Raw genomic sequence first — 16,732 nt, forward strand, 5'->3', positions numbered from 1 at the left:
TGATGTCCAAAATTTTGTTTCGTTCACTAACGAAGTTAGCTAGTAAAAACTATATTGATTACGTTTTGCTTGTTCAGTTTTCAAGGTTCATTTTGCTAGCTACTTAATAAGTAACTTTTTATAATTTAACATACATTCAATATGATGTCAACTATTATTTTCTTTCTGTATGTTGTTCGATTGTTTCGTAACAACGTGTTTAAATATATCATCTCACATTATAGTTTGCAAGTGTTTAATTGAAATAAAACTATTCAGTCAATAGTATGATAGTAGTTTCTTCTATATTATTAAGTGCCAGGCACTCAAACAATTTTAAATGAAAAAAGCTCCACTTAGTTTTCACTAAGCAGAGCCCATTTCGGCCTTACATTATCGAACCCAGATAAAGTACGCAAGGAATACGAAGAATAATCCGTACATCATTGGGTGAATTTCTTTTTTACGACCTGCTAAAAGCATTGTTACTGGGTAGAATACGAAACCAATTGCGATCCCTGTTGCAATGGAATAGCCAAGAGGCATCATTAAAACAGTGAAGAACGCCGGAACTGCAATTTCGAATTTATCCCATTCAATTAAACGTAGTGACGAAACCATTAACACACCGACGATAACAAGTGCTGGTGCTGTTACAGCTGAAGTAACAACCGCAAGTAATGGTGAGAAGAATAGTGCTACTATAAATAATACAGCAGTAACAACTGCAGCAAAACCTGAACGAGCACCTGCTGCTACACCAGAAGTTGATTCTACATAAGCAGTAGTTGTTGAAGTACCAAATAAAGAACCAATTGTTGTTGCTAGTGCATCTGCCATAAGTGCACGGCTTGCACGTGGTAATTTATCGTCTTTTACTAATCCAGCTTGTGTTGCCACAGCCATTAATGTGCCGGCTGTATCGAAAAAGTCAACGAATAAAAATGTTAATACAACAACTAAAAATTTAACGTTTATTAACGAACCGAAGTCATGAATAATTGGGTTAAGTGCAACCATAAATGTTGAATCTACACTTGGGATCGATGCTACAACAGCTTCAGGTGGTGCAATAACACCCGTAATCATACCAACGATTGCTGTAATAACCATTCCTAAGAAAATACCGACGCTACGGAATTTAAGGATTAGGATAATTGAAATAATAATGCCGAATACTGCTAAAAGAGTTGAACCTGTAAATGCTCCTAATGTTACTAAAGTTGCTGGACTATCAACTACAATGCCAGCTCCTTGTAACCCTACAAATGTAATAAATAAACCAATACCAGCTGACACAGCATATTTAAGTTGTGCTGGAATTGCATTAATAACTGTTTCACGAATACCTGTTAATGAAAGGATAATAAATATAATCCCCGAGAAGAACACACCTGTTAAACCAGTTTGCCAAGGAATGCCATACGTCCCTACTACCGTGAAGGCAAAGAATGCATTTAACCCCATACCTGGCGCCAATGAGATTGGGAATTTAGCGAAAATACCCATAATCAAAGAACCGACTGCTGCTGCTAATGCTGTTGCCACGAAAACAGCACCTTTATCCATTCCCGCACTTTCCAGAATCCCTGGGTTAACAGCTAAAATGTATGCCATAGCTAGGAATGTTGTAATACCGCCAATTATTTCGCGGCGATAATTAGTACCTAATTCATCGAACATGAAATATTTTTTCATTTTAAAAATATCCTCCGTATTGTCGTCTTCAATATCGAAAACAAAAAAGACACGCTGACTATTCTACTAGTCGCATGTCTACGATACATTTCATCACTAATAATGTGTGAAATAAATTAGTTATTATACATCCGTATAAAAACTAAAATCGTAGTCAAGTTATTTACGGTAACTTGGTAGAAACTCACGGGCCATATTCCCGACATTATACGACGACTTATTTACTTTACAATCGTAATATATCATTTCGTTTTTTAGATTTCAACCCCATTTCCGAACATTTCTTATAAAAAAAATACGAAAGTTCGTGTAAAATACGGTATTATTGTTCTGATTTTGTAAAAACAGCGTAAAAAAACAGGAAAAATACTAACTTATACAAGTTGCTTTTCCTGTTTTTTATTTAAGATTAAAGGCTATAATCGACCATTTTGCATTTGTTTTGAAAAAGTGAGCTTTTCAAATGTATGTAAATATGTCAAAGGCTTTTATATCTAATTACTCACTAACTCCTACACAATAAGAAGTACTTAGGCAATAAATACGAAACCACCGAACATATTACGTAAGAGCTCCGATTCTCATTTCCATCATTATCCTTACTTCACTACTCGACTCTCTAATAATTGAATTCTTTTTTCTAATTTTTGTTTCCAATCCATCGCTAATGCATCTACTGCTTGAATACGTTTCATCGCAAGTGCGTTGTTGTTTTCAAAATATACTTCATTGCAATGTAAAACCGATATACGAGCAGGGTGTCTTTCAACTAGTTCAATTTTTGAGTCTGCACATATTGTTCCCTCACATAGTACACGTGCTAGGAAGCCTGTATAACCTGTTTCAATTAATCGTTTAAGTAATGTGTCAGCCTTTGTATATTTATCAATCGTACTACACGGAATACGTCCTTGCGTAATTTGAATGACTGCATCACCAATTTTATAAATATCTCCAATACAAACATCCGCTTCAAGCATATTTGTTACCGTTAAGTTCTCACCGAATGCTGCTGCTGGCAATGCCTTACCAAGTTCCTTTTCCCATTGTTCGTAATGCTCCGCAGGATATAGACAAACAGCGCGATCAGGTCCACCATGATGCTTTTTATCTGCCACATCATCCCCCTCAAATCCACGAGTAGCTAAATAAACTTCGTGCACTTTCCGTTTTGCAATCCCTGTAATCATTGATCGCCCTTTACTATAGTCCAATTCTTTCGGCATACCAACAGCAAGTGTATAAATCGTCGCTATACTTTTCTCCATTTTAATCCCCCTAAATTAAACAACAGCGTAATCATTTTACATAAATTCAGTTTACTATATCCAACGCTTTGCCAGCAATTTTGCCCTCACTACGTTAGTTTATATCATTTAAATCTTTCCAGTTAAAAATGACCAGAAAAGTTCTATTGTTACGTCACTTGGTGCACATCAGACAACTAAAAAAAGCCCTAAAAACCCTATGTTACTAAGGCTTTTAGGACTCTTGCTATTAGCTATTATTCCCACTCAATTGTTGCTGGTGGCTTAGAAGTAATATCATACAGCACGCGGTTTACGTGTTTTACTTCGTTTACTAGGCGTACAGAAATTTTTTCTAGAACATCCCAAGGGATACGTGCCCAGTCAGAAGTCATACCGTCGATAGACGTTACTGCACGGATACCGATTGCGTAGTCATACGTACGAGCATCGCCCATTACACCTACTGAACGGATATCAGGTAATACCGTGAAGTATTGCCAAACGTCGCGTTCAAGGCCAGCTTTTGCGATTTCTTCACGTAAGATGAAGTCAGATTCACGAACAATTTCAAGTTTTTCTTCTGTTACTTCACCAAGTACACGAATACCTAAACCAGGACCTGGGAATGGTTGACGCCAAACGATTTTTTCGTCAAGACCAAGCTCTAAGCCAAGTGCACGAACTTCGTCTTTAAATAATGTTTTTAATGGCTCAATCAATTTGAACTGCATGTCTTCTGGAAGACCACCTACGTTATGGTGAGATTTAATTGTTTGAGCAGTAGAAGTACCAGATTCAATGATGTCTGTATATAAAGTTCCTTGTGCAAGGAAATCCATACCTTCTAGTTTTGAAGCTTCTTCATCGAACACGTAAATAAACTCGTTACCGATAATTTTACGTTTTTTCTCTGGATCAGACACACCTGCAAGTTTGTCCATGAAGCGTTGACGTGCATCAATCTTAATTAGGTTCATATCGAAATCTTCCGTGAAAGTTTTCATAACCTGTTCAACTTCACCTTTACGGTTTAAGTTGTGGTCTACGAACATACATGTAAGTTGATCACCAATTGCTTTGTGAATAAGTACTGCAACAACAGAAGAGTCTACTCCGCCTGAAAGTGCACATAATACTTTTTTATCGCCAACAATTTCGCGAATTTTTGCGATTTCAATTTCGATAAAGTTTGCCATTGACCAATCGCCTTTAGCACCACAAATATCGAATACGAATTGACGTAGTAAATCATTACCGTATACAGAGTGACGAACTTCTGGGTGGAATTGTACTGCATATAATTTACGTTCTACGTTTGCCATAGCAGCAATAGGGCATGATGCACTTGTTGCGATGATTTCAAAGCCAGCAGGTACTTCTGTTACGTGGTCGCCATGGCTCATCCAGACGATTTGTTCTGTTGGTAATTCACCGAATAATTTATTTGTAGCAGTCACTTGAATTTCCGCTTTACCGTATTCACGTGTTTCAGCGCCTTCAACTTTACCGCCTTGAGTATAAGCCATTAATTGCATACCATAGCAAATACCTAGGATTGGTAAGCCTAATTCAAAAATGGCTTGATCTACATGGAAAGCATTCTCATCATAAACTGAGTTAGGACCGCCAGAAAAGATGATACCTGTTGCGTTCATTTCTTTAATTTCTTCTGCTGTAATCGTATGTGGATGTAATTCACTGAAGACACCGAACTCACGAATACGACGCGTAATTAATTGGTTAAATTGGCTACCGAAGTCTAGAACGACGATTTTTTCTTGCTCTTTTAATAAAGGGCTTGCTGACAATATTTCCACCTCTTCTTGTATTTTTAAAGGACGTTTTCATAGGTTCAAAGAAAAACGCGTATGAAAGTAAAAAAACTTCCTACGCGTCCATAAGTTCATGATTTATAAAGGGGAATGCGTAACAAAGAAAAGTGATTTATAAAAACTCCTCACCTAACCAAAACATTCACCTTCATAGAGAAATCATTTACGGTGATTTCGTAGAAACATCCGAACCCTATTTTCGAACTTATATGAAAGCCATCCTAATCATATATAATTTTTTTCATTTTACTCTTTGTGCCCATTAAAATCAACTGATAGTGCGATTGATTAAATATTCCCAACTTTCTCTCAGTTTAACGTAGTCAACATTCTGCGTATTCTTGCTATAAATATGTTGCTCGTATATCGCTGTTAACTTCCGCATTTCTTCCGTTTCTAAAGCGGCATCCACCCGTTCAGCAAACACTCGTAATGTCTCGCCATCTTTTCGACGTAAGCCAATACGTACTAATTGTTTCGTTAATGCCTGATAAGATGAATCAAAGCTCGTCCAATCCGCTTCTCTTTTACGATAGGCACGCACATGCATTTTAGGAATCCATGTTTTTCGTTGTACAAATAATGTCACACCAATAATTATTAGCAGAACAATGAGTGCCAACCAAACATATTTTAATGTTTTTATCCACGTCCATACACTATCAAAACTAAATGCTGACTGGGTAGTTGTTTTCTTAGTTGGTTGGTCTTTCTTTTGTTGTTGCTCTGTTTTTTCTTCTGGTTGCAGTTCCTGTTCTTGCTGAGGAACATCTCGTTGCAAATCATAATTGATATTAACATTCCCAGAAAATCCAATTGTAGGTTCAAATTCTATCCAGCCTGTACCTGGAACATACGCCTCTACCCATGAATGCGCATTATCATTTGTTATCGTATATTTACGATAACCATCAGATACTCCACCTGCATTACCTGGTGCAAAACCCTTCACCCAACGGGCAGGAATACCAATAGTCCGAAGCATTACGACCATTGATGTAGAGAAATTATCACAGTACCCTACTTTCGTATCGAACAGAAATTGATCTACATAATCTTGATTTTCCGAAGGGTAGGCGGCAGCTGTTTTATCATAACTAAAGTCACCTTTTGAAAAATACCCTTCTATCGCCTTTATTTTTTCATATATCGATGTTTTATTGCGCGTAATATCAATTGCTAAATCTTGTACTCGCTGCGGAAGCGTATCTGGTAATTGTAAGAAACGATTATAGGAACTATCTAATGTTTCTAACATAGCTGGCTCTGACGTCTGAAGTTGTTGCAAGCTATAATTTGGTTCACTATAAGATATCGTGTAACTTGACAGTAATTTATTACTACCATTACTCATAGTTACTAATTCACCACTTGGTTGTTTCGTTACTATTTTTTCCGTTTGTCCATCCTGTACATATAATGTTGGCTCCTCTGCAGAAACGGACAGCATACCATACGTTTGAATTAAAAATGGCATAGGTACAGCCATTTCCATCTGTATTTGGCGTTCATTCTGCGTTGGTCCAACAGGCAGAGAAGTAAAGATCGGGGTATCATTTTCAAAAACTGCTTCCCCTATATATTCACCAGACAATACCCAACCTTTTGATGTATACGTATCTTTTGTATCTATACGCCAATAATGACGGTCGCGGGAAGTTGCAGTGAAAATTAATGTATTATCGCCTTTATACGGGCCACCTAATCTACTATCATCATCACTATAGCCAACTGTTTTTTGACCATCTCCCACGCCACCTTGTCCTGTAACACCTTTAATAAACGGCACTGGATCGACCCACGTAGGCCCTGCTTTTGGTAAAAAGAATGCTACCATACTAACGAGTGCCACCGAAATTAACATCGGTAATATAATTTTCCACTTTCTAACTAAATCACTTGGCGCATCAACTTGGAGTCTTAATCGTTTTAAGAAAAGTACACCAGTCATAATAAGACCCAGTACTACTACTTTAATAATAGCCGGTTTTCCATTATATTCGCTGAAAGTATCAAGAGTAGCGATGAAAAATACAGTTAGTACGAAGAAATAGAAAATATTATGATGCACCGTAATCCAATGGTGAATTAAATATATTAACATCCAGATCAATGCCAAAAACAGTACTGTTCTAAATGCATCTGATACTTGTCCGAAATTCCCTGAAAAAATATTCACCATATTCAATGTCACTTCATTCACTAAAAATGGAATAGTGTGACCTGAGAAAAATGGGTTCTCGCTATAAACAAATATAACGAACCATGTAATGTAGCCTAACTTGACAAGCCCCGACAATAACGGCCGAACTTTAAATAGGCACAGTACTAGTGCTAAGCCAATAAAAATTAAAAACAAATGACTTACACCTGTATTTGTTAATTGCATTACTGGTATTAACCACTCACGTAATATAAAGAAAATAATGAGATAAGCTATAGCCAATTCAATAAAACTTTCTAGTGATTTTTTCACGGCTTCATCACCTCCGTGAACAAGTGGTAATAATCTGTTGGGTCTACATACACGACTTGAATATGTTTATAACGCTTTATTACATCAGACTGTGTTTCTGTCTGTTGTGTCACAACAAAACAAATACAGCTTTTCACCGAATTACCTAAAGTATGTAATAGTTCATCTGATATATCACTCGTAACATATAAAAGTGTTGCAACACGCTGAAAAACTTGTTGATCGCGTAATTGGAATTGTGCATTTTCAAGAGGTTTTACACTAGCTAAATGTTGCATCACTCGATCTAGTTGCTTTTCCCCTTGAATGGAAGTGAACACTTTCGTCTTCGTGCCTGTTGACACAAAAGAAATTTCTCCACGACCTTGCACTATTGCTTTAAACATCGAAGCTACCAACTCAATTTTCTCTTCAAATAATGGAGAAGCACCTTCATCAAGCATTAACAGAAGTTCCTGAGATTGACGATCCTCAAACTCCTTCGACTGTAGCGTTTGCGTTTTTGCAAAAGACTTCCAATGAATCCACGAAAAGCGGTCCCCTGGTACATATTCGCGTAAACCAATAGCCATTGATGTGTCTTTCACAATGGAATAAGGAGCCATCATAGACCCAACATCTAATTTCGCTTGCAATGTAGCATATTTCATATCATGCACTCTTGGATAGACAAGAACTGTTTGTTCTTTTTCTATCTGAATGCGTTTTTTTGCCCATCCGAAAAAATCATAGAAGATTATATTTGCACCTAAATATTGATGTTCACCGCGCGGTAAGCTTTCAAGAGTATAACTCCAATTAAAAACCTTTTTAAAGCCTACAAATTTGATAGCGTCTTTCTCCTGTACCTTTGACTGAACTAGCATCGTGCTGCCAACAAGCTCTTCTACTAGCATATATGCAAATGGAAATCGTGTTTTTCTTTCAACACTAATTGTTACGTTAACGGATTGTCCGCTTTCAACACGGGAAGGCTCAATTTTCCGCTCTATACGGTAAATGTCCTCCCTAACAAGTTGAAAAATAAAGGCGTATAGCAAAAATGGACTCACTGTGAAAAATACAAACCAGCTTACAAAACCGCCTTGAAACATTGCATAGCAAAACGTAATAAGCATTAGAAAGCTCACTAATAGAAAATGTTTACTTTTCTCAAAAAGAGCACGCCACTTCTTCATTTCTCTGCAAACCTCTTTGTTGGCACAGGGGTTTTCGCCAAAATACGCTCAATAATTTCCTCTGCTGTTACATCATCATAGCGTGCATCTGGCTTAAGTACTAATCGGTGACTAAAAACATATGGCGCCAAATGTTGAACATCATCTGGTATTACATAGCTACGCCCTTTCATAAACGCATACGCCTGCGATGCCTTCATCAAAGCAATTGTTGCGCGAGGACTAACCCCTAAATACACATAGTTATTCTCTCTCGTTTGAGAAGCCAGCTCAACCATGTAGTTTTTTACGGAGTCTTCGACATACACACCTTGCACAAGCTCCTGTAATTCAATTAATTGCGCAAGCGTAAGTACAGCATCAATTTTTTCAATGGACTTACCGTTTTCTGCACGTCGTAATATTTCTACTTCCTGTCCTCTAGTTGGATAGCCCATTTTTATTTTCAGTAAAAAACGATCGAGCTGCGCCTCTGGCAGTGGATACGTCCCCTCATGTTCAATCGGATTTTGCGTAGCCATAACGAAAAATGGCTGGTTAATTTCAAGTGTATTGCCGTCTATTGTAATTGACGCTTCCTCCATTGCCTCAAGTAACGCTGATTGTGTTTTAGGTGATGTTCTATTAATTTCATCAGCTAATACTACATCACCCATAATTGGTCCTGGTCGAAATTCAAATTCCATTGTTTTAGGGTTATAAATAGAAACACCTACAACATCTGATGGCAGTAAATCTGGTGTAAACTGAATACGTTTAAACTGAGCATCGAATGATTTGGCAAGTGCACGCACCATCATTGTCTTACCCACTCCAGGCACATCTTCAAGTAATACATGACCTTGGGCAAGCAAAGCGACGATACTAAGTTCAGCAACCTCCCTCTTCCCAATCATTACTTTTTCTATATTTTCTAATACCATTTGTATTTGTAAATTCATAAAACAAAATCCCTCCCATTTCCACAAACCAATTATTTGAATTGCACGATAATTTTAGTTTAAGCATATCGAAAACTGCAATGTAACACAATCAATGTGCCATTAGCCGTCGCATACACGAATTATATATTAAATCTACGAGAGTATTCCCCTTGTATTTACCTCAAAAAATAGCTTATTTGAAGTTTTTTATAAAACAAGCCTATCTAGTAGTATAACGGTTCATTTACAAAAAAGTTACAAATTTTAATTTTTTAGCCATGAATTTAATGAGTCAAAAGAACTAATTACATTACTGATGACTTACCGATAACTTAAAGGGAATCAATAGAGCAATGTTTAGTAATATCCAGTAGCAAAAAACCCTATACCAAGTTTGGTATAGGGTTTAATTTTACTTTATATGGAAGTTCGGTAACTATTGTGGCGCTTCTTTAGCTTGCTAAGACGGCTCAGCTTTCCAGCTGTTTCATTTAGTTCATTATGAATTTGTACGTTGCCTTCACTATCAACAAAAGTAGCCTCAATTTTATTGTGACGTTGTTGTTGAATTTGTCTCTTCTTATTTAGTAGTTTTTTATCTTTAATTTTTTGAATACTTTTTTTAAATCGTTGCTGTGCGTTATGGCTAAAGTCATGACTAAGATCACCAGCATGTAAATACTGTTGTTCATTACGAAAAGTACTATTTGTCGTCGCACTTACACTAGAAGTCCTCATAATTAGTTACCCTCCTTTTTATTTTACTACGTTTATAGGTATTTATATCGACATTATATGCAAAAAATTAAGCAAACAGAACCAAAATACATAAAAAAGAATAGAATTGTTAAAAAAGTTTCTATCACTTTTTTGTACAACTCTATTCTCACAGGCTTTATTTCCAAAAATCATCAAAAATTGTGATAGGCATATGACGTTTATGTTGAGATCGCAAATAGTGCTGCTCTAGTGTTTCACGAGCATCCTTGGGAATTTCCTTCCCTTCTAAATAATCATCAATTTGCTCATATGTTAAACCAAGTGCCACTTCGTCTGGTAGAGACGGGCGGTTTTCCTCCAAGTCTGCTGTCGGCACTTTCAAATACAGATGCTCAGGGCAATCAAGCGCAGCTAACAATTGTTTTCCCTGACGCTTGTTAAGACGGAAAATAGGCATTAAATCTGCCCCACCATCACCAAACTTTGTATAGAAACCTGTAATTGCCTCTGCTGCATGGTCTGTTCCTAAAACGACTGCACTATTCATAGCAGCAATAGAAAATTGCACTTTCATGCGCTCACGTGCTTTTTCATTCCCTTTTACAAAATCGCTAAGTGTAACACCGGCATTTTCTAAAGCACGTACACTGGCATCGACTGCTTCCTTAATATTCACTGTGTAAGTATTCGTAGGCTTAATAAAATCAATAGCGTCCTGACAGTCCTGTTCATCCATTTGAACACCATATGGCAAACGCACTGCCCAAAATGAATATTTCTCCTCGCCCGCTTCAGCATTTAACTCATCAATAGCTAGTTGTGCTAATTTCCCAGTTAAAGTAGAATCTTGTCCACCAGATATACCAAGCACAAATCCTTTTACAAAGCTATATCGACGTGCATATGCCTTTAAAAAATCAATGGATTTACGAATTTCTTCCTGTGCATCAATTGTTGGCAAAACGCTTAATTCTTTAATTATTTGTTGTTGTAATGCCATAACATTCTCCACTCCTTAACCTTTCACAATTCGATTAACCATTTCGCGCACTTCTTCTATATTGCGCATTTTATTGTCCCAGCATTTTTGACTTAAATCGACTGGATATTCTTCTGGATTCATCGCACGTTTGTATTCATCCCATAACAATTCTAAATTTTCAGCTGCATAATTGCGCATGTCTACCAACGACGGGTTTTGATAAATTATTTCCCCTTTATTAATCACATGCTGATGTAAGTTTTTCGCCTCAAAATTCGTCACGAATTTTGACACAAATGTATGCACAGGGTGGAACATTTTTATGCGTTCTTCGGATTGAGGGTCTTCATCGTGCATTGTAATGTAATCGCCCTCTGATTTACCATTTTTTAAGTCGATAATACGATAAACATTTTTCAAACCTGGTGTTGAAACCTTTTCCGCATTCGCAGATATTTTAATCGTATCTTCCAACTGACCTTCTTCATTTTCAATAGCTACCATTTTATAGACAGCTCCTAATGCAGGCTGATCATAAGCTGTAATGACCTTTGTTCCAATTCCCCACATATCTACGCGCGCGCCTTGTGCCTTTAAGTTCAAAATTGTGTATTCATCTAAATCATTCGAAACAACAATTTTCGCATCAGGGAAGCCCGCTTCATCGAGCATACGACGTGCTTCTTTTGATAAGAAAGCAATATCTCCACTATCTAGACGAATACCTATAAAATTAATTTTATCCCCTAGTTCTTTTGCCACTTTGATCGCTGTCGGTACACCAGATTTCAACGTGTTATAAGTGTCCACTAAAAACACACAATTACGATGACGTTTAGCATAGGCGTGGAATGCATCATAATCATTTTTATATGCTTGCACAAGCGCATGAGCATGCGTACCAGCTACTGGTATGTTAAATAGTTTACCCGCACGAACATTACTTGTGGAAGCAAATCCGCCTATAAAGGCTGCACGAGTTCCCCAAATTGCTGCATCCATTTCATGGGCACGGCGTGTACCAAATTCCATAGCCATTTCATCTTTTACGATTTGCTTAATACGACTTGCCTTAGTAGCAATTAGCGTTTGGTAATTCACAATATTCAAAAGAGCTGTCTCAATTAGCTGAGCTTCCACTAAAGGTGCCTCAATGCGTACAATTGGTTCGTTTGCAAAAACGAGTTCCCCTTCCACCATTGAATACATATCACCTGTAAAGCGAATATTTTTTAAATAATCAATGAAATCTTCTTTATAGCCAACTTCTTCACGTAAATATTCAATATCTGACTCACTAAAACGAAAGTCTCGTAAAAACTCAAGCATGCGTTCCAATCCGGCAAATATGGCATAGCCATTACCAAATGGTAATTTTCTGAAATATAACTCAAAAACCGCTTTTCTATTATGTATACCATCAGCCCAATAAGACTCTGCCATATTGATTTGGTATAAATCTGTGTGTAGCGCTAGGCTATCATCAGCATAGTTTGATCTCATAGGAAATCCCTTCTTCCACTATCATTGTTAGTCTTAGTATACACTATATACCCAAAATCTTGCGTTTTACACGTTTTCCTTCCTATGTTAGGTTTTCTAACATGAATATTCAGAAAATTTAGAACCGTTCATAATTTAGACACAAATTTTAGTACCGCTTTCATTCCTTTAATAATTAGCTTTTTAGTAATCTATTACGGAAAATGAAATATATGATGTCATAAAACCTAACATGTAATTCAAAAAAACAATTGCGCCGTTTAACAGCTCCCTATAGTATGTAAATTAAATTTACGCAAGGAGCTGGTGTGAGTGAAAAAAATCGAGGCAATTATTCGTCCAGAGGTATTTGGGGTTGTACGAGACGGACTTGCAAAGGTTGGTATTGCAGGTTTAAGTATTTCTGAAATCGCTGGCTGTGGTCGTCAATTAGGTCATACAGGTTTGTTTCGTGGAAATGCTTACGAAATTGAGTTTTTACCAAAATTAAAACTTGAAATGATTATCGACGACGAAAAAGTAGAACCGATTGTGGAGGTTTTATTACGTGATGCTGCAACTGGTAAGGTTGGAGACGGAAAAATATTTATTTATCCAGTAGAACAGGCAATTCGTATCCGTACTAAAGAAGTCGGATCAATTGCTGTAGATTAAGGGGGAGATAGCTATGGAAGACGTTATATTATCTGTAAATTTAGTTTGGGTTATGCTTGGTACAATTTTAGTTTTCTTCATGCATGCAGGATTTGCAATGGTAGAAGCAGGTTTCACACGTTCTAAAAATGCCGTAAACATTATTATGAAAAACTTCTTAACTATATCGCTTGGAGGAATTGTTTATTTTCTATGTGGCTATGCAATAATGTTTGGCGACACAGCTGGGGGCATCTTCGGAACGAGTGGATTCGCTTTAAACGGTGTAGATGACCTCTCCTTCTTTATTTTCCAAACGATGTTTGCTGCAACAGGTGCGACAATCTTATCTGGTGCCGTAGCAGAACGAACAAATATTTTTGCTTATATCGGTGTAATTATACTTATGACATTACTCGTTTATCCTGTTGTTGGGCATTGGATTTGGAGCGGTCAAGGCTGGTTAACTGATTTAGGCTTTATCGATTTTGCCGGTTCTACAGTTGTCCATTTAACAGGTGCTGTAGCTGCCTTTGTAGCTGCAATAATGATTGGGCCACGTCTAGGTAAATACGAAAATGGCCGCGTCAACGTTATTACTGGTCATAGCATTCCACTTGGCGCATTAGGCGTGTTTCTACTGTGGTTTGGCTGGTTCGGTTTTAATGGTGCCTCTACGTTAGCTGCAGATCCTACCCTCGTTCCAAAGGTAATTGCCAATACATTTTTCGCAGCTTCTGCAGGCGTTGTTGCTACTGCATTTTATACAAAATTCCGCTATGGTCACATTGATGGCTCACTAACTCTCAACGGTGCGTTAGCAGGGCTCGTAGGTATTACAGCCGGTGCAGCGAACGTCAGCATTATCGGTTCACTCATTATTGGTTTAATTGCAGCACCCTTATTAGTAGAAGGTGTCCGCTTTATTGAATGGAAATTAAAAGTAGATGATCCTGTAGGCGCAATTGCAGTTCATGGTATTTGTGGCATTTGGGGCACACTTGCGGTCGGTTTATTTGACATTAGCGGTCAAGGGCTATTCTACGGTGGTGGCCTAAGTTTACTAGGCATTCAAGCAATAGGTGTAATTGCGACAATCGCTTGGGTTGGCGTTTCCGTCTCAGCGGGTCTATTTATCATTAAAGCATTTATCCCTTTACGTGTGTCAGTAGAAGAAGAAATCACAGGCCTAGATGTTATCGAACATGGTACACCCGCTTATGAATATCAAGAAGTTTTTAAAAGCTCTGCTATTAATGGTGAAACATTTGCACACCGTCTAACTCACTTTGGTAAAACTCAAACGAGTGTCACAGAAGAACATGTCTAGATATTAAAATGATTGCACCTATGAAAAAATTACAAAAATCTGCTGGATGTCCCTAGTGAAGTTATGGGAATCCAGCAGTTTTTTTGTTGCAGCACTGCTTAAATATTTATTCAGCTCTTTCTAATTCAAGTAAAAATTCTTTCATTGTTAGCCCACTACGGAAACCTGTCAGCTTACCGTTTTTTCCGATGACACGATGACACGGAATAATTGCCAATATAGGGTTGGCACCTATTGCACTGCCTACAGCTCTTACCGCCTTTGGATTACCAATTCGCTCCGCAATTGCAGAATACGTTGTCGTCGTTCCATACGGCAACTCTTTCAACGCATCCCATACAGCTAGCTGAAATGATGTTCCTTTCACATGTATAGGTAAATTAAATTCAGTAAGCTCTCCATTAAAATAAGCTGTAAATTGCTCAACATACGGCGTTAATTTTTCTTTATTTTCTTCAAAACTGTAGCCCTTAAACGGCTTTTGAGCCCATTTTTCCACTTCTTCAAACGCTGTATTCGGTGTTCCTATATATACAAGACCTTCATCTGAAGCAATAATATACATATCACCTTGTGCGTATGTTAGTGTATCTACATATAAAACATTCATTATTCCATTCTCCTTACTTGTTTTCATTAGAAGTTTTCTTTAAATAAGGTAAAATAACTGTAGCGTCGAATCATTTCATATGAAAGTTATTTACCTATAATCTTAAAGGAGGTTCAACGACATGACAACGTTATTTGAGCCCGCTATCCACCTTCAACAAGTGAGTTTTTCAGCTAACGATAAGAACATTTTAAAATTAATTACTGGTTCATTCCCAAAAGGAAAAATTACAACACTTGTTGGTCCATCCGGTGCTGGCAAAACAACATTACTGAAAATGTTTAACGGCCTACTCTCACCGACAGATGGCCTTATCTTAATTGATAATCAGCCGATTGCTTCCTATGAGCCTACCACTTTAAGAAAACATGTAGGAATCGCTCTTCAGGCAGCACCCATGATTAACGGAACCGTATTTGACAATTTGGCACTTCCACTTGTTTTACAAGGAAAACAACTTTCACAGCAAGATGCATTCCGCTATTTACTGGACGTTGGCCTTGATGAAAGTTTTTTACATCGCTCCATCAATAAGCTATCTGGTGGGCAACGTCAAAAGGTTTCAATTGCGCGCACTCTAATCAACCAATCTTCTATATTATTGTTAGATGAAATTACTTCTGCATTAGATCGTCAATCCGCACAAGATATCGAAACACTCATTGTGAAATTAAACAAAAAATATGATGTCACGATAATATGGATTACACATAATTTACAGCAGGCATTAACGATTGGGCATTATACATGGGTCATGATGGGAGGAGAGCTGATTGAAACAGGAGAAAGTTCGTTATTAAAAGCTCCTAGTAATCCGAGAGTCGCTGAATTTGTACAGGGGGTAAACTCATGACTTACACATCGCTTTCGCTGACATTAATTTTCGTATTAATTCCGCTATTACTTTCAAAAACGTTTAAACTAGGCCTTGAAAAAGACACCGTTATTGCAACAATTCGTTCTATTATTCAATTACTTGCAGTCGGCTATATTTTAAAATTCGTTTTTGAAGCTGGAAGTTTTATTTATATATTTCTAATGGTAGCATTAATGATTTTAGTTGCAGCGTTTAATGCCCGTAAAAATGGTAAAGGAATTAAGGGAATCACTTGGAAAATAATAATTACGCTTGTTGTGGTGGAAATTGTCACACAAGGTGTTTTACTTGGCTTCGGTATTGTCCCTAGCACCGCACAGTATATTATCCCTATTAGTGGTATGTTAATTGGCAACACAATGGTATTATCCATTTTATTTTTAAATCGTTTCACTGCAGAAATTACAAGTCACCAAAACGAAATCGAACTCATTTTATCTCTAGGAGGCACACCTAAACAAGCAATTCATCGCCAACTAATCAATGCCATTAAAGCAAGTATGATTCCTACCATTGAAAGCCAAAAAACTATTGGACTTGTACAATTACCAGGTATGATGAGCGGTCAAATTATCGGTGGTGCAGACCCTATCCAAGCAGTTCAATTTCAACTTTTAATAATTTTCGCGCTATTAACAACCGCAACATTATCGAGCATAATGATAGGCTTTTTAAGCTATCCTGTGCTTTTCAACGAGAGATTACAGATGTTGGAAATGAAATAATTGTTTTCGTGATATC

At 37.3% G+C, this 16,732-nt stretch carries 14 protein-coding genes and 2 riboswitches; of the genes, 4 read left to right on the forward strand and 10 right to left on the reverse strand.

The features are described 5' to 3' along the window. Positions 1 to 372: 372 nt before the first annotated feature. The 9 genes from ACIQXW_RS22870 to ACIQXW_RS22910 all read right to left on the reverse strand — a co-directional run bounded on the left by ACIQXW_RS22870 (position 373) and on the right by ACIQXW_RS22910 (position 12,541). Positions 373 to 1,677 (reverse strand): NCS2 family permease, encoded by a 1,305-nt coding sequence (locus ACIQXW_RS22870; protein WP_340822202.1) that lies wholly within the window; start codon positions 1,675 to 1,677, stop codon positions 373 to 375. A gap of 131 nt (positions 1,678 to 1,808) precedes the next feature. Beyond that, positions 1,809 to 1,910, reverse strand: a riboswitch (purine riboswitch). A 366-nt stretch (positions 1,911 to 2,276) separates the two neighbouring features. Next, positions 2,277 to 2,945, reverse strand: a complete 669-nt coding sequence (locus ACIQXW_RS22875) for an MOSC domain-containing protein (RefSeq protein ID WP_402765845.1) — start codon at positions 2,943 to 2,945, stop codon at positions 2,277 to 2,279. A gap of 236 nt (positions 2,946 to 3,181) precedes the next feature. Further along, the gene (guaA, locus tag ACIQXW_RS22880; RefSeq protein ID WP_340822185.1) at positions 3,182 to 4,735 is read right to left on the reverse strand and encodes a glutamine-hydrolyzing GMP synthase; all 1,554 of its coding nucleotides are present in this window, start codon (positions 4,733 to 4,735) and stop codon (positions 3,182 to 3,184) included. Positions 4,736 to 4,890: 155 nt separating this feature from the next. Continuing rightward, positions 4,891 to 4,992, reverse strand: a riboswitch (purine riboswitch). Between the two features lie 35 nt (positions 4,993 to 5,027). After that, positions 5,028 to 7,235: a transglutaminase TgpA family protein gene (locus tag ACIQXW_RS22885; RefSeq protein ID WP_402765849.1), complete on the reverse strand. Its 2,208-nt coding sequence runs from the start codon at positions 7,233 to 7,235 to the stop codon at positions 5,028 to 5,030. Beyond that, a complete protein-coding gene (locus tag ACIQXW_RS22890; RefSeq protein WP_340822181.1) occupies positions 7,232 to 8,413 on the reverse strand; it encodes a DUF58 domain-containing protein in 1,182 nt (393 codons plus the stop codon). The genes ACIQXW_RS22885 and ACIQXW_RS22890 overlap by 4 nt, the downstream gene beginning before the upstream one ends. Next, complete coding sequence (locus ACIQXW_RS22895; RefSeq protein ID WP_340822179.1) at positions 8,410 to 9,354, reverse strand: AAA family ATPase; 945 nt, start codon at positions 9,352 to 9,354, stop codon at positions 8,410 to 8,412. The genes ACIQXW_RS22890 and ACIQXW_RS22895 overlap by 4 nt, the downstream gene beginning before the upstream one ends. A 399-nt stretch (positions 9,355 to 9,753) precedes the next feature. Then, the gene (locus tag ACIQXW_RS22900) at positions 9,754 to 10,074 is read right to left on the reverse strand and encodes an NAD synthetase (protein ID WP_340822178.1); all 321 of its coding nucleotides are present in this window, start codon (positions 10,072 to 10,074) and stop codon (positions 9,754 to 9,756) included. Positions 10,075 to 10,231: 157 nt separating this feature from the next. Next, complete coding sequence (gene nadE / locus ACIQXW_RS22905; RefSeq protein ID WP_340822176.1) at positions 10,232 to 11,056, reverse strand: ammonia-dependent NAD(+) synthetase; 825 nt, start codon at positions 11,054 to 11,056, stop codon at positions 10,232 to 10,234. A gap of 15 nt (positions 11,057 to 11,071) precedes the next feature. Next, the gene (locus ACIQXW_RS22910) at positions 11,072 to 12,541 is read right to left on the reverse strand and encodes a nicotinate phosphoribosyltransferase (protein WP_401022362.1); all 1,470 of its coding nucleotides are present in this window, start codon (positions 12,539 to 12,541) and stop codon (positions 11,072 to 11,074) included. A 312-nt stretch (positions 12,542 to 12,853) separates the two neighbouring features. Between ACIQXW_RS22910 and ACIQXW_RS22915 the strand changes: the two genes are divergently transcribed. Both ACIQXW_RS22915 and ACIQXW_RS22920 read left to right on the forward strand, forming a co-directional pair. Beyond that, positions 12,854 to 13,195, forward strand: a complete 342-nt coding sequence (locus tag ACIQXW_RS22915; RefSeq protein ID WP_340822172.1) for a P-II family nitrogen regulator — start codon at positions 12,854 to 12,856, stop codon at positions 13,193 to 13,195. A gap of 13 nt (positions 13,196 to 13,208) precedes the next feature. Beyond that, positions 13,209 to 14,504: an ammonium transporter gene (locus tag ACIQXW_RS22920; RefSeq protein ID WP_340822171.1), complete on the forward strand. Its 1,296-nt coding sequence runs from the start codon at positions 13,209 to 13,211 to the stop codon at positions 14,502 to 14,504. A 106-nt stretch (positions 14,505 to 14,610) separates the two neighbouring features. Here the strand turns inward: ACIQXW_RS22920 and ACIQXW_RS22925 are convergent, their stop codons facing one another. Continuing rightward, entirely contained in the window at positions 14,611 to 15,114 is a 504-nt protein-coding gene (locus tag ACIQXW_RS22925) for a methylated-DNA--[protein]-cysteine S-methyltransferase (protein WP_402765855.1), read from the reverse strand. 121 nt (positions 15,115 to 15,235) lie between these two features. Between ACIQXW_RS22925 and ACIQXW_RS22930 the strand changes: the two genes are divergently transcribed. Both ACIQXW_RS22930 and ACIQXW_RS22935 read left to right on the forward strand, forming a co-directional pair. Beyond that, positions 15,236 to 15,967, forward strand: coding sequence for an ABC transporter ATP-binding protein (locus ACIQXW_RS22930; protein WP_340822169.1), 732 nt, complete (start codon positions 15,236 to 15,238; stop codon positions 15,965 to 15,967). Continuing rightward, positions 15,964 to 16,716 (forward strand): ABC transporter permease, encoded by a 753-nt coding sequence (locus tag ACIQXW_RS22935; RefSeq protein ID WP_340822167.1) that lies wholly within the window; start codon positions 15,964 to 15,966, stop codon positions 16,714 to 16,716. The genes ACIQXW_RS22930 and ACIQXW_RS22935 overlap by 4 nt, the downstream gene beginning before the upstream one ends. Positions 16,717 to 16,732 lie beyond the last annotated feature (16 nt).

The organism is Lysinibacillus sp. NPDC097162 (genome assembly GCF_044762185.1).
Classification (GTDB): Bacteria; Bacillota; Bacilli; order Bacillales_A; family Planococcaceae; genus Lysinibacillus.

Coding starts and splice junctions, on each gene's coding strand:
- ACIQXW_RS22925 (WP_402765855.1), bottom strand. CDS start 15,114: ATGAATGTTTTATATGTAGATACACTAACATACGCACAAGGTGATATG.
- nadE (WP_340822176.1), bottom strand. CDS start 11,056: ATGGCATTACAACAACAAATAATTAAAGAATTAAGCGTTTTGCCAACA.
- ACIQXW_RS22890 (WP_340822181.1), bottom strand. CDS start 8,413: ATGAAGAAGTGGCGTGCTCTTTTTGAGAAAAGTAAACATTTTCTATTA.
- ACIQXW_RS22920 (WP_340822171.1), top strand. CDS start 13,209: ATGGAAGACGTTATATTATCTGTAAATTTAGTTTGGGTTATGCTTGGT.
- ACIQXW_RS22875 (WP_402765845.1), bottom strand. CDS start 2,945: ATGGAGAAAAGTATAGCGACGATTTATACACTTGCTGTTGGTATGCCG.
- ACIQXW_RS22870 (WP_340822202.1), bottom strand. CDS start 1,677: ATGAAAAAATATTTCATGTTCGATGAATTAGGTACTAATTATCGCCGC.
- ACIQXW_RS22900 (WP_340822178.1), bottom strand. CDS start 10,074: ATGAGGACTTCTAGTGTAAGTGCGACGACAAATAGTACTTTTCGTAAT.
- ACIQXW_RS22930 (WP_340822169.1), top strand. CDS start 15,236: ATGACAACGTTATTTGAGCCCGCTATCCACCTTCAACAAGTGAGTTTT.
- ACIQXW_RS22935 (WP_340822167.1), top strand. CDS start 15,964: ATGACTTACACATCGCTTTCGCTGACATTAATTTTCGTATTAATTCCG.
- ACIQXW_RS22895 (WP_340822179.1), bottom strand. CDS start 9,354: ATGAATTTACAAATACAAATGGTATTAGAAAATATAGAAAAAGTAATG.
- ACIQXW_RS22910 (WP_401022362.1), bottom strand. CDS start 12,541: ATGAGATCAAACTATGCTGATGATAGCCTAGCGCTACACACAGATTTA.